Here is a 19,484-nt window from a genome sequence, read left to right on the forward strand (position 1 = left end):
GGCCCGCATGCGCACCAGCTACAAGCAGGAGATGCGGCTGCTCTCCTCGCGCGGGCGGATCGTCTGGCTCGTGCTCGGCCTCGCCTTGGCGGCCTATCTCCCGTCCGTGCTCGAGAACCAGGCGTTCCTCGGCTACGGGCTGACCAACACGCAGCTGCTCGGCGTCGGCCTGCCGCAGGTCAACTACATGCTGATCGCGGTCATGGCGGCGATCGCCCTGAACCTGCTGGTCGGCTATACGGGGCTGCTGTCGCTCGGTCACGCGGCGTTCTTCTCGGTCGGCGCGATCGTCGCCGCCGTGCTCGACGTGCAGCACAGCGTGCCGTTCCCGCTGGTGATCCTCGCCGCCGGCGTCGTCGGGGCCGGGGTCGGCGCGTTCTGCGGGCTGCCGAGCCTGCGCGTCCGTGGCCTGTACCTGCTGCTATCGACGTTCGCGCTGCACTTCATCGCGCTCTACGTCTTCCGGGAGTACCAGAACCGCAACTTCGGGTTCTCGGGCATCTCGTACGACTCGCCGTCGCTGTTCGGCATCACGTTCGACTCCGAGACCAAGTGGTACTTCCTGCTGCTGGTCGCGGCGATCCTGACGCTGCTGACGAGCCGGAACCTGCTGCAGATGCGCGAGGGACGCTCGCTGGTGGCGATCCGCGACCACGACGTCGCGGCGGGCGCGCTCGGCGTGGCCGTCGGGCGCCAGCGCATCAAGTCCTTCGCGGTGACATCGTTCATCACCAGCGCGGTCGGTGCACTCTACGTCTACTACCTCGGGAACACGACGTATGAGGCGTACTCGCTGGAGTTCGTCATCAACTACTTCGCGATCATCATCATCGGCGGCATGGGCTCGCTGACCGGGTCCGTCCTGGGCGCGATCGTGTGGATCCTGCTGCCGCAGGTGCTGCAGACCCTCGCGCAGTCCGTCGACCCGGGCGCGCCGGTGATCGGCTCGCTGCTCAACGACTACCAGGGCCAGACCGTGGCGTTGCTGCTCGGCCTGTGCGTGATCCTGATCATGATCTTCAAGCCGGGCGGGTTGAACGAGTTCTGGCTGGACGTCAAGCGGGGGGTCGTCAAGTGGCCGTACAGCTCGTGATGGCGGAGGCCGACGTCGACGAGCGCCCGGACGCGGTCCTTCGAGTGTCAGGGCTCGAGGTCGCCTACGGCCCGTCCGCGCCGGCTCTGCGCGGGATCACCCTGGAGGTGCCGGAGGGCGCGGCGGTCGCGCTGCTGGGGCCCAACGGCGCGGGCAAGACGACGACGATCCGCGCGATCTCCGGGCTGCTGCGGTTGCACTCCGGCCGCCTGCTGCAGGGCTCGGTCGAGCTCGCGGGCGATGACATCTCCAAGCTGCGGGCGAACAAGATCGTCGGCCAAGGCGTCGCGCAGGTGCCCGAGGGGCGCATGGTGTTCGCCGAGCTGACGGTCGAGGAGAACCTGCGCATCGGGGCCACCGCGCGCAAGGGCGGCTACTCGCCCGAGGACATCGACCGCGTGTTCGAGCTGTTCCCGTCGATCGCCTCGCGCCGGGGCGACCAGGCCGGCTGGCTGTCGGGCGGCGAGCAGCAGATGGTGGCGATCGGCCGCGGCCTGATGGCCAACCCGCGGCTGCTGTTGCTCGACGAGGTCTCGCTCGGGCTGGCGCCGATCATCACCCGCGCGATCTTCGAGCGCCTGCGCGACGTGCGCGCGCAGTACGGGACCGCGATGCTCGTGGTCGAACAGAACGCGCGGCTCGCGCTGGAGTTCTGTGACTACGCGTACATCCTCGACACGGGCCGGATCGTGCTCGAAGGGCCCGCCGACCAGTTGCGGGCGGACCCGCAGGTGCAGGAGCTCTACCTGGGCGGCGAGATCGGCGAGGCCGAGCGCTCGTTCGCGGCCGCCAAGCGCTACCGCCGCCGGCGGAGGTGGCTGACATGACCACGCCCGCGCTGGAGATCGACCGCCTCACGATCCGCTTCGGCGGCGTCACCGCGCTCGACGACGTCTCCTTCTCGGTCGCGCCCGGGTCGCTGACGGCGCTGATCGGCCCCAACGGCGCCGGCAAGACGTCGCTGTTCAACTGCATCAGCGGGATCTACAAGCCGACCTCGGGGCGCGTGGTCCTGGGCGGCGAGGACATCACCGGGCTGCCGCAGCACAAGCGGGCGCGACGTGGCATGGCGCGCACGTTCCAGACGCCCGCGCTGTTCAAGGGCCTGACCGTGCTCGAGAACATGATGACCGGGCGCTACCGGCACGGGCGTGGCGGCATGGTCGCCGGCATGCTGCGGCTGCCGCACGTCGTGCGCGACGAGATCCGCCAGCGCGAGCGCGTCGAGGAGATCCTCGAGCTGCTCGAGATCTCCCATCTGCGCCACCACGGCGTCACCGACCTCTCGTACGGCTTCCAGAAGCGGGTCGAGCTCGGCCGCGCGCTGGCCCAGGACCCGTCGATCCTCTTCCTCGACGAGCCGATGGCCGGCATGACCGTCGACGAGAAGGAGGACATGTCCGCCTTCATCCTCGCCTCGCGTGACGCCCTGGACAACACCGTCGTGCTGATCGAGCACGACATGGGCGTGGTCATGGACCTGGCCGAGCACGTCGTGGTGCTCGACTTCGGCCGCAAGATCGGCGACGGCACGCCCGCCGAGGTCCGCCGCAACGAGGCGGTCATCACCGCGTACCTGGGCGCCGACTCCGCTCCCGCCGAAGCCCTGGAGGAGGCGCGATGAGGTGGTTGACCGCGGCCGATGACTCGTCGGTGGCGCTGCGCTCCAAGCGGCACGGGCTGTGGAAGACCGTCACGTACGGCGAGCTGCGGGCGCGCGTCGAGGCGTTCGCGGGCGGGCTGCGCGCGCTGGGCGTGGCGCCGGGCGACCCCGTCGCGCTCGTCGCCGAGAACTCGCCCGAGTGGGTCGTCGCCGACCTGGCCATCCAGTGGCTGGGCGCGACCTCCGTGGCCCTCGCCCCGCAGACCCCGCAGGACGCCGTCGTGCGCGTGCTCGCGCACTCAGGCGCCGCGGTCGTCGTCTGCGGCGACCAGGAACACGTCGACACCGTGTTGGACGCGGGCGACGCGCTCCCGGCGGTGACGTCGGTGCTCGTCCTGAACCGCACCGGTCTCGCCCGTTACGACGACGCGCGGCTGAAAGCGCTCCCGGAGGGGGCGGGCGAAGTGGGGCCGCACGAGGGCGGCGCGGCGCCGGCGCGCGAGGGCGCGGCGGCACCGGGCGGGTCCGGCGCGGGCGGCGCGGCGACGCCAGGCGCGGGCGCGGTCGTGTTCTTCAGCGCCGGCACCGGCGGTGACCCGCGGCCGGTGACGCACGATGCGGCGACGGTCGCCGAGGTGGCGGGCAACGTCGCGACCTGGCTCGGGTTGACGTCGGCCGATCGCGGGTTGTGCGCGCTCTCGCTCGCGCTTCCCGCCGCCCGGGTGGTCGATCTCTACGCGCCGCTCAGCGCGGGCGCGCAGGTCTCGATCCCGGAGTCGCCGGCGACGTTCCTCGACGACCTCGCCGAGGTCCAGCCGACCGTGCTGTGCGCCTCGCCGCGCGCGCTGGAGTTGCTGCGCAAGGCGTCCGATCGGCGGGCGAACGAGGCCAGCCGTATGCGAAGGCGTGCGTACGAGCGCGCGATGGGCAAGCTCGGCGCGCGGCTCGACAAGAACGATCGCGCGCGGAGCGTCGACGGCGCAAGGCGCGGGCGCGGGCCGGCGTATCTGCTCGTCGGCCGCTTCGTCGCCGGCAAGCTCGGCGTGCATCGTCTCCGCCGCATCGTCGTCACCGGTGGCCCGGTCGCGGCCCGCGACGCGCGGTTCTTCTGGTCGCTCGGCCTGCCGGTGCTGGAGACGTACGGGCAGGCGGAGACCGCGGGACCCGTCTTCGCGCAGGACTCGCTCGACGATGCCGGGACGGTCGGTCGCGCGCTGCCGGGCGTCGAGTGGCGGATCGAGCCCGACGGCGGGCTCGCGGTCCGCAACCCGGCGGTGGAGTGGCATCAGACCGGCGACCTCGCGGAGGACGCCGGCGACGGCCGCATCCGGGTGCGCGGGCGCCGCGACGACGTCGTGCGCTCCGGCGGCGAGGAGGTCATCGTCGCCGGGCTCGAGGCGGCGCTGTGCGACAGCGCGTTCATCCGCCGCTCGGTGGTCGCGCCGCTCAAGGGCGACGCGCTGACGGCGATCGTAGAGGTCGACCAGGACGAGGCCGCCCGCTGGGCCGCCGAGCGCGAGATCCACTTCTCCACCTACGGCTCGCTCGTCGCGCGGCCCGAGATCCACGACCTGATCTCCGACGAGGTCGCGGCGGCCAACGAGCGGATCGGGTCGCGCACCGCGATCGCCGACTTCATCGTGCTGCAACAGCAGCTCAGCGTCGCCGCCGGAGAGCTCACCTCCGGTCTCTCCGTGCGGCGGCGCGTGGTCATCGAGCGAACGTGCGGGTCGGCTACCTGATCGACACCAACGTCCTCGGCGGCGGCTCGCTGGAGGACATCGTCGAGGAAGGCCTGCTCGCGGAGCGGGCGGGCTTTCACTCGGTGCAGGTCCCCGATCGCCACGGGCGCCCTGAGTGCGCGTGGCCCGGGCCGGAGCAGCTGCTGACGATCCTCGCGCGCGAGACCTCGCGGGTGATGCTCGGCTCGTTCACGTTCGTCGGCACGCTCGTGCACCCGATGAAGGCCGCCGAGCAGTTCTCGGTGATCGACAACCTGTCCGGCGGGCGGCTGGTGACGACCGTGTCACGCGGCTTCCTGCCCGCGTTCTGGGACCAGTTCGGCGTGCCGCAGGAGCGGCTGCTCGGACGCTTGCAGGAGACGCTGCGGATCTGGCGATCGGCGCTCGCAGTGGAGCACGTCGAGCTCGAGGGCGAGTTCTGGGGTCACACGCGCGGCCGGCTCGCGCCGCCGCCGTACCAACCGGGTGGCTGGCCGATCTGGGGCGGCGGCAACGCGTCCCCGGCCGCGATCAGGCGGTCGGCCGAATACGGCGCGGCCTGGACGTGCGACCCGATGCCGATGACGCGCGACGCGTGGGACGAGGCCGCCGGGGCGTATCGAGAGCGGGCGGCCGACCTGGGCAAGCGGCCGTTCGTCGTCTTGATGCGCGACGGCTGGGTGGCGGACACGTTCGAGGAGGCCGCCGACGTGTTTGGCGAGCACTTCGTCCGGATCGCGCGCTTCTACCGGAAGACCGGCAACCTCGCGCGGCACCCCGGGATGGCCACCGACGCGGACATCACCGTGCGCAGCGTCGCGCCGCACCTGGTGATGGGCGACGCCGAGACCTGCATCGAGCGGCTGGTCGAGCTGCATGAGGAGCTGGGCGTCGACTACGTGGTCTTCTGCTGCCGGCTGACCACCGGCCCGTCGATGGAGGCCGCGCGCGAGCAGATCCTGCGCTTCGGCGAGGAGGTCGTCGCGCCGATCCACGCGCGCTACCCGGCACCCGACCACCCCGCGATCCCGGAGGCGTGCCGATGGTAGGTCGCGTCGCACTGGTGACCGGCGCCGCGGGTGGCATCGGCCGCGCGATCGTCGCCCGGCTCGCCGCCGAGGGCGCGATCGTGATCGCCACCGACCTCGTCGAGGCGGACGTCGAGGGTGCGGCGCGGTTCGTCCGCGGCAGCGTGGTCGAGGACGCCGAGGCGATCGTCGCCGCCGTCGGCGACCGCCTCGACATCCTCATAAACAACGCCGGCGTCGTCCGCGACGCGCCGCTGCACCGAATGAGCGACGACGACTGGCGGGCCGTCCACGACGTCGGGCTCTACGGCGCGTTCGCGATGTCACGCGCCGCCGCCCCGCTGCTGCGCGAGCCCGCCGAGCACCATCGCAAGGTCGTCAACATGGCGTCCAATGTCGCCCTGCACGGCGCGCCCGGCACCGCCAACTACGCGGCGGCCAAGGCGGGCCTGATCGGCTTCACGCGCTCGCTCGCCCGCGAATGGGCTCCCCGCCGCGTCAACGTCAACGCGGTCGCGCCGGGCCTGATCGCCGGGACCGCGATGACCGGCGCCAAGCCGGCGGAGCTGATCGCGCGCGTCGAGGCGCAGATCCCACTCGGCCGCGCCGGCACGCCCGAGGACGTCGCCGCGACCGTCGCCTTCCTCGCTTCACCGGACTCGGACTTCATGACCGGCCAGGTGCTCGAGCTCAGCGGCGGGCTCGAAGTCCCTAGCTGACCGCCGTCCCGCGCCCGATCTGCTCGCGCCACTCGTCCGACGGCCCGTTGTCGTCGTAGGCGTCGTGCCAGTTCTGCCACTCGTACGTCGGCGTCTGCGGGTAGCCCTCGGGCGAGTCCTCCCACGTCTCCTGGCGGCCGAGCGCGGTGATGTCGAGGTAGCTCCAGGTACTGCCCATCGCCTCGTCGCCGCGCTTCTCGACGAAGTAGGTGCGGAACACGCGGTCGCCGTCGCCGATGAACGCGTTCGTGCCATGCCACTCGTCGACGCCGAAGTCCGCGTCGAAGTCGTCGGTGAGCGTGAACCACGGGATGTGCTCCCAGCCCATCCGCGCCTTCAAGCGTGCGATCTCCTCCTGCGGCGCCCGCGAGACGAACACGAGCGTCGTGTCGCGGGCGTTGAGGTGCGCCGGGTGGGCGACCTGGTCGGCGACGTTCGAGCAGCCGACGCACGCGTGCTCCGGCCAGCCCATGACGCCGGGCTCGAAGAACGCGCGGTAGACGATCAGCTGCCGCCGGCCGGCGAACAGCCCGGCCAGGTCGGTCCGGCCTTCCGGGCCGATGAAGGCGTAGTCCTTCTCGACGGCCAGCCACGGCATGCGGCGGCGCTCGGCGGCCAGGGCGTCGCGCGCCCGCGTGTGCCGCTTCTCGTTGACCAGCAGCGCCTGGCGCGCCGCTTCCCACTCCTGGGATGAGACGATCTGAGGTGTGTGCATGTGTTACCCAAGGGTTACACAAGGGCACGTGAGATGCAACCTCTTGGTTACTCCTCGGTCAGCATCCTGAACGCGAGCCGGCGCGGGTGGCCCTGCCGGAACACCAGCGTGAGCCACAGCCGGCCGACGCCGTCGACGACGTCGATCGCGTCGATGTCACCGACGCGCACCGGCCGCAGGCCGACGTCGGCCAGCAGCGGCTCGGCGTCCTCCGGGCCACACCAGAAGAGGTCCGCGACCGCCCCGCCGATCGCCGGCTCGGCGAACAACTCGTATCCCAGCGAGTTGAACGCCCGAACGAACCGCGCGCCCGGCGCGTGCGCGTAGGCGTCCGGGTGGCTCAGGCGGCCCCCGCCGGTGTCGTTGGTCGCGTCGATCACGAGCCGCCCGTCGAGCGCGGCGCCGTATTCGGCGAGCAGGCCGGGGACGGCATCGCCGGGGGTGGAGAGCAGGACGGCCTCGGCGTGGGCGATCGTGTCGGCGACCGAGAGGGTCGCCGGCGGCTCCGGCGAGCGTGAGCTGTAGCGCACGTCGTGCCCGGCGCGCTCCCACGCCGCCCCGACGGTCCTGCCGATGTTGCCGCCACCGATCACGCCGATCCTGGTCATGACCCGACGATACGCCCGAGCCAGCGCGCGAGGATCGCCTCGAGCGCCTCGGCGTCGTCGGGGGCGAGCACCTCGAGGAGGCGGTGCTCGTTCGCCATGTGTTCGGTGAACGCGTCGTCGATGACGCGGCGGCCGGCGGCGGTCAGGCCGACGACCCGGCCGCGGCCGTCCTGGTCGTCGGCGCGGCGGGCCACGAGGCCGTCGCGCTCGAGGCGGTCGAGGCGCTTGCTGATCGCGCCGGTGGTGACCATCGTGTGCCGCGCGAGCTCGCCGGGCGCGCGCTCGAAGGGCTCGCCTGCCCGCCGCAGCGCCGCGAGCACGTCGAACTCGCCCTCGGAGAGCCCGTGGCGCCGGTAGACGATCTCGAGCTCCGCCGTCAGGTGGGCGGCGAGCCGGTGCAGGCGACCGATCACGCCCTGCGGGCGGACGTCGAGGTCGGGACGCTCGCGCGCCCACGCCGCCTGGATCTCGGCGACGCGATCGACGATCTCTTCCATGGAAGCTATATTACCTTCCATGGAAGCTAGTTGGCGCTGGCCGCTGATCACCGCGATCGCCCCGATCGCCTGGGGGTCGAACTACTGGGTCACGCGGCACGCCCTTCCGGCCGACTTCCCGCTCTACGGCGCGCTGATCCGCGCGCTCCCGGCGGGCCTGCTCCTGCTCGCGCTGCGGCCGCGGCTTCCTCGTGGCGCGTGGTGGTGGCGCAGCGCGCTGCTCGGCGCGCTCAACGTCGGCGCGTTCTTCGCGCTGATCTACGTCGCCGCGCAGCTGCTGCCGACCAGCGTTGCCTCGATGATCATGGCCACGTCGCCGCTCGGGCTGATGCTGTTCGCGTGGCTGATCGTCGCCGAGCGCCCGCGGGGCCCGGCGATCCTCGGCGCCGCGGTCGGCATCGCCGGCGTCGTGACGATGCTCGCGGGCGGCGCGGGCGCGATCGACCCGCTCGGCGTGCTCGCGTCGGTGGCGGCGATGACCATGTCCTCGGTGGGGTACCTGCTGGCCAAGCGCTGGGGTGGGGACGTCGACGTCCTGACGCTCACCGCGTGGCAGCTCGTCGCGGGAGGCGCGCTGCTGGCCGTGGCGGCAGTCGCGTTCGAGGGCGGTCCGCCACCCGTCGATGCCACTGCTTCGCTCGGCTTCGCCTACGTCTCCCTCGTCGCCACCGCGCTCGCCTTCGCGTGCTGGTTCGCCGGCCTGCGCCACCTCGACGCCGGGACGGTCGGCCTTGTCGGCCTCCTGAACCCGGTCACCGGCGTCCTGCTCGGCACCGTGCTGGCGGGCGAGGCGCTCGGCGTCCGGCAGGTCGCCGGCATCGCGCTCGTCTTCGCCGGCATCCTCACCGCTTCAACTTCACGGAGAGCGTCTTCGTGGTCCGGTTCCCGGCCGCGTCGGTGGCGACGACGGTCAGCTTTGCCTTCACGGGCTTCTTGAGCGCCTTCCGCGCCTTCGCGGAGAGCTTCAGCGTCAGCTTCGTGGCGCCGTTCTTGAGCTTCGCGCTCGCGGTCGACGTGTTCTTGCGGGTCGTCAGCGTGAGCTTCGCCGTGCCCGGCTCGTCCGACGTGAGGGTGAGCGCGACGCCCCTGCGGATGCTCGCCTTGCCGGCCTTGACGGTCAGTTTGGGCGCCGTCGTGTCCGCGGCGGCAGGCGGCGTCGGGGCGGCTGTCGCCGAAGGGGTGGGCGTTGCCGTGGGCGTCGGTGTCGCGGTCGCTGTCGCGGCGGGAGTGACGGTGATCGTCAGCGTCCGCTCGGCGGTCACGAACGCACCATCCATCCCGACGAACTTGATCTCGTCCGTGCCCACGTAGCCCGGGTCCGGCGTGTACGTCAGCTGCGTCCCGACGTGCGGGTCCACGACGCCGTGCACTCCGTCCTCGGCCTTGACCAGCACCGAGCCACCGTCGGGGTCGGTGCACGGGAACCCCAGCTTGACCGGCGTGTTCACCTCCGTCGTAGCCGTGCCGTCGGCGCAGCTCGGCAGGCTGTTGACGACGATGTTGATCGTCGTCTCCTGCGAGGTCTCGGCGCCCCCGTTGGTCACGGTGTAGCGGAGGTGGTCGACGCCGTTGAACGCCGGGGCCGGCGTGTACGTGCCCGGCAGGCCCGGGAGCGTGCCCGCGGTCGGCGCCGTCGTGATCGTGGCCGTACCGGGCTGGTCGCAGTTGGTCTGCAACTGGATCGGCACGCCCGGGGTCGTGTGCACGGTGGCGGGCAGGCAGACCGGGGGAGCCGCGGGCGCGCCGAAGGCGGCGAAGACGGCGGCCAAGGTCGCGATCATGTGGCGCTCCTGACGGGTTCGGGGGTCTCGGTGACGAGCTCCTCGACGGCGCGCACCAGCCCGACCCATCCGGAGAACGCGCGCGGCTCGTCGCTCGCCTCCAAACGGATCTGCCCGGTGGGAGCGGCGCCGTCGAAGCGGAGCTCGAGGCGGATCTGGTGGACTGGGCCTGGAATTGTCATCGGTACGGCGAAACGTTCGCCGTCCCGCGCCCTGGGGACATCTAGGTGGACCCGAGACGTGCACCCTAGGATTTGGTCCGTTGCCGTCGGAGCGCGACGCGGAGTCGTCGGGCATCGTCCTTGCGACGGAGGCGTCATCTGTCGTTCGGCGGAGGCGCGTCGCGGGGCAGTGGAGTACGTTCGACACGTGAGCCGCTTGTGGCCGCTCGTGCGCGGGCATGCCTTCGACCTGCTGGTCGTGATCGGCGCGATCGAGGCCGCGCTCGAGGCCGCCAGGTGGCACGAGCAGGCGCCGGCCCCTGCCACCTCGCTGTGGTTCGCCGCGCCCGCGCTCGCGAGCATCGTGCTGGTCCTGCTCGGCCGCCGGCGCTTCCCGTTCGCCGCTCCGGTCGCCGCCTGGGTGCTCGCGGCCGCGGTCTCGTTCGTCGACGGGGCGCTGACCGTCGACAACTTCGCCATCTTCGCCGCGGCGATGGCCGCGTCGTTCCTGCTCGGCAACGCCGCCGACGTGCGTCAGGGCCGGATCGGGCTGGCGGTCGTGGCCGGCGCGGCCGCGATCATCGTCTACAACGACCCGGACCACGTCGCCGGCGACTTCATCTTCGTCCCCGCGCTGTTCGCGATCGCCTGGCTCGGTGGCTTCGCCCTGCGTGCGGGCGCGACCCAGGCCGAGGCGGCCGAGCTGCGGGCGACGGAGGCCGAGCGCGCGGTGTTCGAGGAGCGGGTACGGATCGCCCGCGAGCTGCACGACGTCGTCGCGCACCACGTCAGCATGATGGGCGTTCAGGCCGGCGCCGCGCGGCTCGTCATCGATCGCGATCCCGACAAGGCGAAGGGCGCGCTGTCGGCCATCGAGACCTCGAGCCGGCAGGCCGTGGCGGAACTGCACAACCTGCTCGGGTTCCTGCGCCAGGCCGGCGACCGTGACGACGTCGCTCCGCGGCCCGGCCTCGGTGAGCTCGAACGGCTGGCGGCGAGCATGCGCGATTCGCGCCTGCTCGTGGACGTCACGATCCAGGGCGAGGAGCGGTCGCTGCCACCGACCGTCGACGTCTCGGCGTACCGGATCGTGCAGGAGGCGTTGACGAACACCGTCAAGCACTCGGTCGCCTCGCGCGCCGACGTCCATGTGCGCTACTGGCCGGATGCGGTGGAGGTCGAGATCGTCGACGACGGCCGCCCGAAGGCCGAAGCGTCACCCGCATCGACGGGCCTGGGGCTGATCGGCATGCGCGAGCGCGCCGCGCTGCACGGTGGGCAGCTCACCGTCGGGCCCGCGTCCGGCGGCGGCTTCGTCGTCAAGGCCAGGCTTCCCATCCCGGGAGGCGCGCGATGAGCACCACGGTGCTGCTGGCGGACGACCAGTCGCTCGTCCGCGTGGGGTTCAGGATGATCCTCGAGTCCGACCCCGAGATCGTCGTCGTCGGCGATGCGGCGACCGGCGAGCAGGCCGTGGCGTCGACGCGCCGCCTGCGTCCCGACGTCGTGCTGATGGACATCCAGATGCCCGGTGGCGACGGCTTGCAGGCGACCCGCGAGATCGTCGAGACGCCAGGGCTGGCCACCCGCGTGGTCATCCTCACCACGTTCGAGCGCGACGAGTACGTCTTCGAGGCGCTCCACGCGGGCGCCAGCGGCTTCCTGCTCAAGAACGCGCCGCCCGAGCAGTTGGTCGAGGCGGTGCGCGTGGTGGCCGCCGGCGACGCGCTGTTGGCACCGTCGGTCACGCGCCGCATCATCGAGGAGTTCGGTCGCCGACCCGTGGAGCCCGAGGTGCGTGCCCGGGTCGAGTCGCTGACGCAGCGCGAGCGCGAGGTGCTGATCCTGCTGGCGCGGGGGAAGAGCAACGCGGAGCTGGCCGCCGAGCTGTTCGTGAGCGAGGGCACGATCAAGACGCACCTGTCGAGCCTGCTCGCCAAGCTCGGCCTGCGCGACCGCGTCCAGGCCGTCGTGCTGGCCTACGAGAGCGGCCTCGTCACCCCGGGCCGGTAGCGGGCGCCTCCGTCGTCCGGCTGAGGCGGGGGCGACGAAGATCGGCCCTACGGCAGACCAGTGACGTGTCGTGTCGGCGATGACAGGACGGCGTCGCGGCCGGAGACTCAGGGCATGGCTCCAGTAGAGATTCGTGAACTCACCAAGCGCTTCCGCGGCGTCGCTGCCGTCGAAGCGCTCTCCTTCGACATCGAGGCCGGTCGTGTGACCGGCTTCCTCGGTCCCAACGGTGCCGGCAAGAGCACCACGCTGCGCGCGCTGCTCGGCCTCGTCCGGCCGACCGCGGGGACGGCCACGTTCGGCGGCCGGCGCTATGACCAGCTCGAGCGGCCCGCGGCCAGCGTCGGCGCGGTGCTGGAGGACGCCTCCTTCCACCCGGGGCGCAGCGGCCGCGATCACCTCCGGGTCCTCGCCGCCACCGGCCAGCTTCCGCCGCGCCGCGTCGACGAGGTGCTGTCGGCGGTCGAGCTCGACCACGCGGCGGACCGGCGGGTGAAGGGCTACTCGATGGGCATGCGCCAGCGCCTGGCCATCGCCGCCGCGCTGCTCGGTGACCCGAAGGTCCTGATCCTCGACGAGCCGACGAACGGTCTCGACCCGCCCGGGATCAGCTGGCTCCGCGGCCTGCTGCGCGAGCAGGCGGCAGGCGGGCGGGCGGTGCTGATCTCCAGCCACGTCCTCGCCGAGGTCGCGCAATCCGTCGACGACGTCGTGGTCGTCGCCCGCGGGCGCCTTCGCGCCCAGGGGACCCTCGAGAAGGTGCTGGGCGGCGACGACGGGCCGGCGACCGAGGTCCGCGCGCAGGACCCGGGGCGGCTGGCGGGCGCGCTCGCACGTCGCGGCCACCGCGTCGAGCGCGACGGTGACGTGCTGCACGTGCTCGGGGCGACCCCGGCCGAGGTCGGCGAGGTCGCCGTCTTCGAGCGGGTGCCGGTCCTCGGTCTCGCACCGCTCAGGCGGTCCCTGGAAGACGCGTTCCTCGCGCTGACGGGAGCTGCGGCATGATCGCCCTGCTGAAGGCCGAGCTGCTCAAGCTCCGCACCACCCGCACGTTCGCCGCGGTCGTCGGTACCGCGGCCGCGCTCTCGCTGATCCTCGTCGCGCTCGGGACGATCCTCGGCAAGGAGACCGACCCCGAAGCGCTGTTCACCAACGACTCGATCACCTACATCATCGTCCTGCTCGGAGCGATCGGCATGACCGGCGAGTGGCGCCATCGCACGATCACCGGCAGCGTGCTCGCGGCGCCGAACCGGCTCCGTCTGCTCATCGCCAAGGCCCTCGCCTACGGGTTGGCCGGCGTCGTGCTGACGCTGCTGGTGACCGTGGCGACCATGGCCGTCGGCACGGCGATCCTCGACGCGCGCGGCGACGCGACCCTCGGCGCCGGCGGCCTCGCCGACGTGCTCTGGCGCAACCTGGCCGTCGCCGCCGTTCTCGGCCCGCTCGGCGTCTGCGTCGGCGCCCTCGTGCGCAACCAGATCGTCACCGTGGTCGGGCTGGTCGCGCTGGCCGCGATGCTCGAGCCGGCGATCGCCCAGGTCGCCCCGGACGTGGGCCGCTTCGGTCCTCTGGCCGGCGCACCCGGCGGCATCCTCGGCGGCCCCGACGCCGCCGCGGGCGGACTGCTGGCGCCGGGTCTCGCCGCCGCGGTCCTGATCGGCTGGGCGGGCCTGGCGTTCGCGGCGGCCGCCTGGCGGCTGCAGCGCCGCGACCTCGTCTGACTCCTCCCCGAAACGAAAGTCATCCCCATGTCCTGCTTCCCAGCCAGACGGGCGGCCGCCGCATGCGCGGCCCTCCTCGGCGGCCTCGCGTTCGCCACAGCCACCGCCCGCGCCGACACTCCGTGTCCGGACGGCGCGCGCTGCGGCAAGCTGACCGTGCCACTCGACCGTGCCAACCCATCCGCGGGCACCGTCGACATCGCCTACGCGCTCGTGCCGCGGACCGACACGAGCCGTCCGGCGCTCGGCACGATCGTCCCGAACCCCGGCGGGCCCGGCAGCGGCGCGCTCGCCGAGGCCGGCGCATACGAGCAGCTGCTCGCACCGCTGCGCAAGCGCCGCGACCTGCTGCTGATCGACCCGCGGGGAACCGGCGAGTCCGGGGCCCTCGCGTGCCCGTCGCTCGCCGGCGTGAACCCGCTCACGGCCGGATTGGCGGACGTCGTGACGGCCTGCGGCGCCGACCTCGGGCCTCGTGCCGGCCTCTACGGCGCGGCCGCCACGGCCGACGACTTCGATGCCGTTCGGGCCGCGCTCGGCATCGACAAGCTCGACCTCTGGGGCGAGTCCTACGGCACCTTCCTGATGCCCGTCTACGCCGCCCGCCACCCCGAGCACGTCCGCTCGATCGTCCTCAGCGGGGCCTACCCGATCGCCTTCGACCCGTGGGGGCGCGATCTGGCCCGGGGCGCGCAGCAGGCCATCGACACCGTCTGCACCCGCACGCGTTCCTGCGATGGCCGGCGCGTGATCGCCGACATCGGCCGGCTCGCTCGGCGCCTGCGACGCCACCCGGTGCGGTTCACCGCTCCGACCTCCGGCGGGCCCGTCCGCCTCAGCCTCGGAGAGGCCGAATTGGCGATGGTCACGTACGCCCGGCTCGGCCCGGCGGTCTACGGCCTGCTGCCCGCCGCCGTCAGCGCCGCGCTGGACCACGACTACGCGCCGCTGAAGCGCCTGGCGGCGATGGCACGCCTGTTCCAAGGCGCGATCGTCACGCTGGACCCCGCGACCGTCAGCTTCGGCGAGCTCGCCGCGACCACGTGCCACGACTACCCGATGCCGTTCGACCTCGCCGATCCGCCCGCGAAGCGCCGCGCCGACTACGACCGTGCGCTCGCGGCGATCGACCCGGGCGCGTTCGGGCCGTTCTCCGCTTCCGCGTGGTCGCAGTCCGGGATCTGGGCGGGGGACGCGTGCCTGGGCTGGCCGGCGGACGCCACAGCGGGGTCACCGCTGCAGGGGCTGTCCTTCCCGGACGTCCCGGTCCTCGTGCAGTCCGGCGACCTCGACACGAACACGCCGATCGAGCAGGGTCGTGGGGCCGCGGCGCAGTTCGCGCACGCGACGTTCGCCGTCATCGCCAACGCCGGCCACACGCCTGACAAGACGCCCTGCGGGGCGGCGATGGCGGTCGACTTCGTCGAGCATCTGCGGACCGATCCGGATCGCTGCCGTCGCGCCGGCCGCCCGCCGGTCGTGAGTTCTCGCCCGGCGAGTCGCGCGGCGGAGCTGCCCGCGGCCGGCCGGGGCCCGGAGGGCCGAGCGGTCGCCGTGGCGCTCGCCACGATCGCCGACGCCCGCTCGATGGCCGAAGCGCTGCCGCTCTTCGGGACCGTCGGCGCACTGCGCGGCGGGGCCTACGTGCTCGCCGGCGACGCGGTCCGGTTCGACGCCGCGCGCGTCGTGACCGACGCCGTCGCCGACGGCACCTATGACGTTCGCTCCGGCCGCGCGCGGCTGCGGTTGCGCGGGCGCGGGGTGCCGTCCGCCCGGCTGACGATCTCCTCGACGCGCATCACCGGGACGGTGGCCGGCCGGCGCGTGACCCTTCGGGTCCCGCGTGCCGGTCGACCAGCCGCGTGAGCGTCGCGAGGAACGCGCGCTGCTCCGCATCTGGCAGCGGGGCGAGGAACGCCGACTGCGCGTTCTGCACGTCGCCGTCGGCTCTGGCCAGGACGCGCTTTCCGTGTGCTGTCAGCGCTACGAGGTTGCGGCGCCGGTCGCGCTCGTCGCGCACCCGCGTCGTCAAGCCGTCCGCGTCCAATTCGGCCAGCAGGCCGTGGAGGTCGCTGCGGTCGAGCCAGAGCCGGCGGCCGAGGTCGGCCTGCGTCGCCTCACCGTCCTCGGCGAGGGCGATGAGCACGCGGTAGTGGTGGCGCTTGAGGCCGTGGCCGGCGAGCGCGTCGGCGACGAGCCTGTCGGCGGCGTGCGACGCCTGGCCCAGCAGCCAGCTCGGCAGCGTGCGCAGTCGTTCCGGCGCGCGGTGGTCCACGCGGTCAAGCGTAGCCGTTGGACATCCCAACGTTCTCATGATACGTTGGTCACACCAACGTTGGATACACCAACGAATAAGGAGAACGCCATGACGCTCGCAGCCCTGTACGACCGCAACGAGATCACCGATGTGCTCGCCGGCCTCGGCCGCTGGCTCGACGACAAGCGCTGGGACCATGCCGACGAGGTGCTGACCGCCGACGTCCGCGCCACCACGCCGGGAGGGACCGCGGAAGGGCGCGAGGCGGTCGTCGCGCAGGCCCGTCGCAACCACGACGAGGTGACCCAGCATCTGTTCAGCAACGTCGTCGTCGACCTCGACGGCGACCGCGCGGACGTCAGCGCCGAGTCGCTGATCGCGCTCGGGCCGGAACGCCGGGTCGGGTCCCGCTACGCGCTCGCCTTCGTGCGGACGGCGGCGGGGTGGCGCATCGACGCCCTCACGGTGACGCCGGTGTGGTCCACGCCCGCCTGAGCCCCGTCAGAGGGTGATCCGCAGGCGCCGCACCTTCGCTCCCTCGCGAAGCGTCAGCGTGTAGGCGCCGCGGACGAGCGCACGCCGCGGCGTGAGCACGAGTTGCTTGCGCGTGGTGATCGAGCCGGTCGCGTACAGCACGCTGCCGTGGGTGAGGCGGGCGGTGCCCGTCGCGACGTACCTCAAGGTGCCGGTGACGGTCTTGGTCGTGCACTTCTGGCGGTTCTTCGCGCCCTTGACCGCCTTGCACGTCACGACCTGCACCGCGCCCGGGGCGCCCTGGGCGCCGGTCGCCCCCGTCGCTCCGGTCGCGCCGGTCGCCCCCGTCGGACCGGCGGGACCTGGCGGGCCCTGCACGCTCTGCGGCAGCGAGCCGCCCGTGCCGCTCAACGTCACCGGAGTCGTCGCGGCGTTCGCGTGCACCTGCAGCGTCGCCCGGCTCGGGCCGCCCGCGACGGGGAGGAACCGCACGCCGAACTCGCAGCTCGCGGCCGGGGCGACGGGCGCCTGGCAGCGGTCGCTGACGAGATAGTCCGCGCGGCCGTCGCCCGCCAGCGAGCTGCCGTCGACGAGCAGCGGCGCCGTGCCGGTGTTGGTGATCTTCAGCACCTGCTCGGCGCTGCCCTGCCCCAGCGTCTGGACGCCGGCGAAGTCGATCGCCTGCGTGCTCAGCGCGACCGTCGGGACCGCGTAGGTGAGCGCGACGCTCGCCGCGGCGGCGGTGGGCGTCGCGACGAGCGCGCCCTGGGCGACGAAGCTCGAGCCGCCACCGCCGCCGGCGCCGCTGCTGCCGGCGCAGGAGCCGCCGCCACCGCCGCCGCCGAAGGAGCCGCCGCCACCGCCGCCGCCCCCGTTGCCATTCGTGGGGCCCTGCCCTGTGCCGCCGTTGCCGCCGATGCCGGCTGAGCCGCCCGTGCCGGCCGTCGATCCGGCGCAGCCGCCGTTCGGTGCGCCGCCGGTTCCGCCGGCGGTGGCCGTGCCGGCGCCGCCGCCGACGGCGGCGACCGTCTGGCCGGGCGCGCCGGCGTCGCCCCCGTTGGAGCTGAGCAGCCCGCCCGCTCCGCCGCCGCCACCGGCGACGACCAGCAGCCCCGGGAAGCCGGGTGACAGCGTGGGTCGCCCGACGGTCGAGGCCCCGCCTCCGCCGGCCCCGGGCGCGGCGCCGACGGCCATCACGCCGGTGCCTCCGGCTCCGCCGCCGCCGATGCCTCCGGCGCCGCCGCTGGGCTGGCCGCACGATCCCGGCCCGCCGACGCCTCCGACGCCGATCAGGAGATGCTCGCCCGGCACGACCGTGATCGTCGAGCTGACCGATGCGCCGCGACCGCCGACGCCGGTGCAGCTGAAGAGGTCGCTGCCGCCCTTGGCGCCGATCGCTGTCACATCGATGCTCGTGACGCCGGCGGGCACGGCGAACGAGGTGACGCCGGGTGTCGTGAAGCTCACGGTGGTCGTCGCCGCGGACGCGACGCCGGGAGACGCGAGGGCGACCGCGACCGACAGGGGGAGTGACCAGGATCGAACCATGCGGGCGACCCTATCCAGGGCCGCCCGTGGTTACTGCTGGACGTCCGTTCAGTGGTCGGCGGCCGCCGCGGCCCCCGCGCGCAAGCCGAACGTGAGGATCGGGCCGAGCGTCCCGCCGGCGCCGGGATACGCGAATCCGAACAGCGAGGCGGCGACATTGCCCGCGGCGTACAGCCCGGGGATCGGCCCGGTGCCGTCGGCCGCGTGCACCCGCCCGTCGGCGTCGGTCCTCGGCCCGCCCTTGGTCGACAAGGCGCCCGGCAGCAGCTCGAGGGCGAAGTAGGGGCCGCCGTTCAACGGGCCGAGCTCGCCGATGAAGCGGTCATAGGGAAACGAGCCGCGGCCGAAGTCCGGGTCCTCGCCGCGCTCGGCGCCGTCATTGAAGCGGGCGATCGTGGCCTCGAGCGCGTCGGCGGGCACGCCGATCTCCGCCGCCAGCTCGGCGGGCGTCTCGCCGCGCGCGAGCCACGACGGGTCGGGATCGCGGCGGCCGAGCGGGCCGAGCCGGTAGCGCGAGCGGTACGCGCCGTCGAAGACCAGCCACGCGGGGATGTGCGGGAACGAGAACGTCGTCGCCTCGAAGTTGAGCATCGTGCGCCCGAAGTCGCTGTAGTTCTGGGCCTCGTCGATGAAGCGCCTGCCGGTCCCGTCGACGATCAGCGAGCCGGGGCGTGCGCGCTCGGTGAGGATCAGGCGCGCCATCGGCGTCCCGTCGATCGTCTCGCCCGGGAGCATGTACGCGGGGCACCACCAGGCCTCGCTCATGTTCCCCAAGGCCGCGCCCGCGGCCATCGCCATCCGCAGCCCGTCACCCTCGGCGGTCGGCGCGCCCACCGGCGCGAGCAGCGGTCCACGCAGGAAGGCCTTCGAGAGCTCGGGGTCGCGCTCGAAGCCGCCGGTGGCGAGGATGACGGCGTCGGCGTCGGGCCGCGTCCTGACCCGCACGCCGGTCCGGATCGTCACGCCGGCCTCCAGGCAGGCCTCGAGCAGGCCGGCGAGCAGCCCGCGGCCCATCGTCACGATGCCCTGCTCGATGCGGGCGCGCAGGGCGTCGCGGTCGATGTCACCCCCGGCGAGCTCGGCGTAGGTGATCGGCGCGGACACGTTGGGCGCGTCGCGCAGCAGGTCGGCGACCCGGGGCGTGGGGAGGAGCGGCTGCGGCTCCAGCGTGCGCCCGCCCTCCTCGCGCCCGCCCTCGAGGTGGGCGTGGTAGTCGGCGTACGGGATCGGCTGCCATTCGATCGGCGTGTGCTCGGAGAGGAAGTCGACCGCGACCCGCGCCTGCTGCACGAACACCTCGAGCAGCGCGTCGTTGGCATCGCCGAGCGAGATCGCCCGCAGGTACTTCAGTGCGAGCTCGGGCGTGTCGTCCTCGAGGAAGCGGTTGGCGGGGAACCAGCCGTTGCCACCGGACAGCGCGGTCGTGCCGCCGAGCTTCTCCGCGCGCTCGTACACCGTCACCTCGGCACCACCCAGGCGGGCGGCCAGCGCGGCGCTGAGACCCGCGGCGCCTGATCCGACCACTGCAACCGTTCGCATGCC

21 protein-coding genes are annotated in these 19,484 nt (G+C 73.2%); 13 read left to right on the forward strand and 8 right to left on the reverse strand.

The annotated features are described in order from the left end of the window. Nucleotides 1–7 precede the first annotated feature (7 nt). Genes G569_RS0131975 through G569_RS0132000 form a run of 6 tightly spaced genes read left to right on the forward strand, consistent with a single transcriptional unit; the run spans nucleotide 8 to nucleotide 6,164 of the window. Complete coding sequence (locus G569_RS0131975) at nucleotides 8–1,093, forward strand: branched-chain amino acid ABC transporter permease (RefSeq protein WP_028066441.1); 1,086 nt, start codon at nucleotides 8–10, stop codon at nucleotides 1,091–1,093. Continuing rightward, on the forward strand, nucleotides 1,075–1,920 hold the full coding sequence (locus G569_RS0131980; RefSeq protein WP_211233144.1) for an ABC transporter ATP-binding protein: 846 nt from the start codon (nucleotides 1,075–1,077) through the stop codon (nucleotides 1,918–1,920). The genes G569_RS0131975 and G569_RS0131980 overlap by 19 nt, the downstream gene beginning before the upstream one ends. Further along, nucleotides 1,917–2,717, forward strand: a complete 801-nt coding sequence (locus G569_RS0131985; protein WP_028066443.1) for an ABC transporter ATP-binding protein — start codon at nucleotides 1,917–1,919, stop codon at nucleotides 2,715–2,717. The genes G569_RS0131980 and G569_RS0131985 overlap by 4 nt, the downstream gene beginning before the upstream one ends. Next, nucleotides 2,714–4,438, forward strand: a complete 1,725-nt coding sequence (locus tag G569_RS0131990; protein WP_084285879.1) for an AMP-binding protein — start codon at nucleotides 2,714–2,716, stop codon at nucleotides 4,436–4,438. Before G569_RS0131985 ends, G569_RS0131990 begins: the two co-directional genes overlap by 4 nt. Next, nucleotides 4,420–5,466, forward strand: coding sequence for an LLM class flavin-dependent oxidoreductase (locus tag G569_RS0131995; RefSeq protein WP_028066445.1), 1,047 nt, complete (start codon nucleotides 4,420–4,422; stop codon nucleotides 5,464–5,466). The genes G569_RS0131990 and G569_RS0131995 overlap by 19 nt, the downstream gene beginning before the upstream one ends. After that, nucleotides 5,460–6,164, forward strand: a complete 705-nt coding sequence (locus G569_RS0132000) for an SDR family oxidoreductase (RefSeq protein WP_084285880.1) — start codon at nucleotides 5,460–5,462, stop codon at nucleotides 6,162–6,164. The genes G569_RS0131995 and G569_RS0132000 overlap by 7 nt, the downstream gene beginning before the upstream one ends. Here the strand turns inward: G569_RS0132000 and G569_RS0132005 are convergent. Genes G569_RS0132005 through G569_RS0132015 form a run of 3 tightly spaced genes read right to left on the reverse strand, consistent with a single transcriptional unit; the run spans nucleotide 6,157 to nucleotide 7,984 of the window. Continuing rightward, complete coding sequence (locus tag G569_RS0132005) at nucleotides 6,157–6,879, reverse strand: DUF899 domain-containing protein (protein WP_028066447.1); 723 nt, start codon at nucleotides 6,877–6,879, stop codon at nucleotides 6,157–6,159. The two genes, G569_RS0132000 and G569_RS0132005, sit on opposite strands and share 8 nt — an antisense overlap. A gap of 47 nt (nucleotides 6,880–6,926) precedes the next feature. After that, nucleotides 6,927–7,487: an NADPH-dependent F420 reductase gene (locus G569_RS53280; protein WP_053227279.1), complete on the reverse strand. Its 561-nt coding sequence runs from the start codon at nucleotides 7,485–7,487 to the stop codon at nucleotides 6,927–6,929. Continuing rightward, complete coding sequence (locus G569_RS0132015) at nucleotides 7,484–7,984, reverse strand: MarR family winged helix-turn-helix transcriptional regulator (RefSeq protein WP_028066448.1); 501 nt, start codon at nucleotides 7,982–7,984, stop codon at nucleotides 7,484–7,486. The genes G569_RS53280 and G569_RS0132015 overlap by 4 nt, the downstream gene beginning before the upstream one ends. A 19-nt stretch (nucleotides 7,985–8,003) precedes the next feature. Here G569_RS0132015 and G569_RS53285 point away from each other — a divergent pair, with 19 nt between their 5' ends. After that, nucleotides 8,004–8,921, forward strand: coding sequence for a DMT family transporter (locus G569_RS53285; protein WP_064750493.1), 918 nt, complete (start codon nucleotides 8,004–8,006; stop codon nucleotides 8,919–8,921). Here the strand turns inward: G569_RS53285 and G569_RS63220 are convergent. Beyond that, entirely contained in the window at nucleotides 8,827–9,765 is a 939-nt protein-coding gene (locus G569_RS63220) for an Ig-like domain-containing protein (protein WP_157592458.1), read from the reverse strand. The genes G569_RS53285 and G569_RS63220 overlap by 95 nt on opposite strands. Beyond that, complete coding sequence (locus G569_RS0132040) at nucleotides 9,762–9,947, reverse strand: hypothetical protein (RefSeq protein WP_028066451.1); 186 nt, start codon at nucleotides 9,945–9,947, stop codon at nucleotides 9,762–9,764. Before G569_RS0132040 ends, G569_RS63220 begins: the two co-directional genes overlap by 4 nt. 187 nt (nucleotides 9,948–10,134) lie before the next feature. Here G569_RS0132040 and G569_RS0132045 point away from each other — a divergent pair, with 187 nt between their 5' ends. The 5 genes from G569_RS0132045 (at nucleotide 10,135) to G569_RS53300 (ending at nucleotide 15,529) form a co-directional block, all read left to right on the forward strand. Continuing rightward, nucleotides 10,135–11,283 (forward strand): sensor histidine kinase, encoded by a 1,149-nt coding sequence (locus tag G569_RS0132045; protein ID WP_064750494.1) that lies wholly within the window; start codon nucleotides 10,135–10,137, stop codon nucleotides 11,281–11,283. Continuing rightward, nucleotides 11,280–11,939: a response regulator gene (locus G569_RS0132050; RefSeq protein WP_028066453.1), complete on the forward strand. Its 660-nt coding sequence runs from the start codon at nucleotides 11,280–11,282 to the stop codon at nucleotides 11,937–11,939. Before G569_RS0132045 ends, G569_RS0132050 begins: the two co-directional genes overlap by 4 nt. Before the next feature lie 114 nt (nucleotides 11,940–12,053). Continuing rightward, complete coding sequence (locus tag G569_RS53295; RefSeq protein WP_037500429.1) at nucleotides 12,054–12,944, forward strand: ABC transporter ATP-binding protein; 891 nt, start codon at nucleotides 12,054–12,056, stop codon at nucleotides 12,942–12,944. After that, complete coding sequence (locus tag G569_RS0132060) at nucleotides 12,941–13,663, forward strand: ABC transporter permease (protein ID WP_028066454.1); 723 nt, start codon at nucleotides 12,941–12,943, stop codon at nucleotides 13,661–13,663. Before G569_RS53295 ends, G569_RS0132060 begins: the two co-directional genes overlap by 4 nt. Before the next feature lie 27 nt (nucleotides 13,664–13,690). Then, nucleotides 13,691–15,529: an alpha/beta hydrolase gene (locus tag G569_RS53300; RefSeq protein ID WP_053227280.1), complete on the forward strand. Its 1,839-nt coding sequence runs from the start codon at nucleotides 13,691–13,693 to the stop codon at nucleotides 15,527–15,529. Here G569_RS53300 and G569_RS0132070 read toward each other — a convergent pair. After that, nucleotides 15,462–15,938, reverse strand: a complete 477-nt coding sequence (locus tag G569_RS0132070; RefSeq protein WP_028066455.1) for a MarR family winged helix-turn-helix transcriptional regulator — start codon at nucleotides 15,936–15,938, stop codon at nucleotides 15,462–15,464. The genes G569_RS53300 and G569_RS0132070 overlap by 68 nt on opposite strands. 90 nt (nucleotides 15,939–16,028) lie before the next feature. Between G569_RS0132070 and G569_RS53305 the strand changes: the two genes are divergently transcribed. Further along, a complete protein-coding gene (locus G569_RS53305; RefSeq protein WP_053227282.1) occupies nucleotides 16,029–16,415 on the forward strand; it encodes a nuclear transport factor 2 family protein in 387 nt (128 codons plus the stop codon). A gap of 6 nt (nucleotides 16,416–16,421) precedes the next feature. Here the strand turns inward: G569_RS53305 and G569_RS59430 are convergent, their stop codons facing one another. After that, complete coding sequence (locus tag G569_RS59430; protein WP_053227283.1) at nucleotides 16,422–17,942, reverse strand: choice-of-anchor D domain-containing protein; 1,521 nt, start codon at nucleotides 17,940–17,942, stop codon at nucleotides 16,422–16,424. A gap of 48 nt (nucleotides 17,943–17,990) precedes the next feature. Further along, the gene (locus G569_RS0132085) at nucleotides 17,991–19,481 is read right to left on the reverse strand and encodes an FAD-dependent oxidoreductase (RefSeq protein WP_028066456.1); all 1,491 of its coding nucleotides are present in this window, start codon (nucleotides 19,479–19,481) and stop codon (nucleotides 17,991–17,993) included. Nucleotides 19,482–19,484 lie beyond the last annotated feature (3 nt).

Source organism: Solirubrobacter soli DSM 22325 (assembly GCF_000423665.1).
Taxonomy (GTDB): domain Bacteria; phylum Actinomycetota; class Thermoleophilia; order Solirubrobacterales; family Solirubrobacteraceae; genus Solirubrobacter; species Solirubrobacter soli.

Bases quoted from the DNA above. Each gene is read 5' to 3' on its own strand.
- G569_RS53280 (WP_053227279.1), bottom strand. From the start codon at position 7,487: ATGACCAGGATCGGCGTGATCGGTGGCGGCAACATCGGCAGGACCGTC.
- G569_RS0131975 (WP_028066441.1), top strand. From the start codon at position 8: ATGCGCACCAGCTACAAGCAGGAGATGCGGCTGCTCTCCTCGCGCGGG.
- G569_RS59430 (WP_053227283.1), bottom strand. From the start codon at position 17,942: ATGGTTCGATCCTGGTCACTCCCCCTGTCGGTCGCGGTCGCCCTCGCG.
- G569_RS63220 (WP_157592458.1), bottom strand. From the start codon at position 9,765: ATGATCGCGACCTTGGCCGCCGTCTTCGCCGCCTTCGGCGCGCCCGCG.
- G569_RS53285 (WP_064750493.1), top strand. From the start codon at position 8,004: ATGGAAGCTAGTTGGCGCTGGCCGCTGATCACCGCGATCGCCCCGATC.
- G569_RS0132015 (WP_028066448.1), bottom strand. From the start codon at position 7,984: ATGGAAGAGATCGTCGATCGCGTCGCCGAGATCCAGGCGGCGTGGGCG.
- G569_RS0132040 (WP_028066451.1), bottom strand. From the start codon at position 9,947: ATGACAATTCCAGGCCCAGTCCACCAGATCCGCCTCGAGCTCCGCTTC.
- G569_RS0132060 (WP_028066454.1), top strand. From the start codon at position 12,941: ATGATCGCCCTGCTGAAGGCCGAGCTGCTCAAGCTCCGCACCACCCGC.
- G569_RS0132005 (WP_028066447.1), bottom strand. From the start codon at position 6,879: ATGCACACACCTCAGATCGTCTCATCCCAGGAGTGGGAAGCGGCGCGC.
- G569_RS0132050 (WP_028066453.1), top strand. From the start codon at position 11,280: ATGAGCACCACGGTGCTGCTGGCGGACGACCAGTCGCTCGTCCGCGTG.
- G569_RS53305 (WP_053227282.1), top strand. From the start codon at position 16,029: ATGACGCTCGCAGCCCTGTACGACCGCAACGAGATCACCGATGTGCTC.
- G569_RS53295 (WP_037500429.1), top strand. From the start codon at position 12,054: ATGGCTCCAGTAGAGATTCGTGAACTCACCAAGCGCTTCCGCGGCGTC.
- G569_RS53300 (WP_053227280.1), top strand. From the start codon at position 13,691: ATGTCCTGCTTCCCAGCCAGACGGGCGGCCGCCGCATGCGCGGCCCTC.
- G569_RS0131985 (WP_028066443.1), top strand. From the start codon at position 1,917: ATGACCACGCCCGCGCTGGAGATCGACCGCCTCACGATCCGCTTCGGC.
- G569_RS0131990 (WP_084285879.1), top strand. From the start codon at position 2,714: ATGAGGTGGTTGACCGCGGCCGATGACTCGTCGGTGGCGCTGCGCTCC.
- G569_RS0132085 (WP_028066456.1), bottom strand. From the start codon at position 19,481: ATGCGAACGGTTGCAGTGGTCGGATCAGGCGCCGCGGGTCTCAGCGCC.
- G569_RS0132000 (WP_084285880.1), top strand. From the start codon at position 5,460: ATGGTAGGTCGCGTCGCACTGGTGACCGGCGCCGCGGGTGGCATCGGC.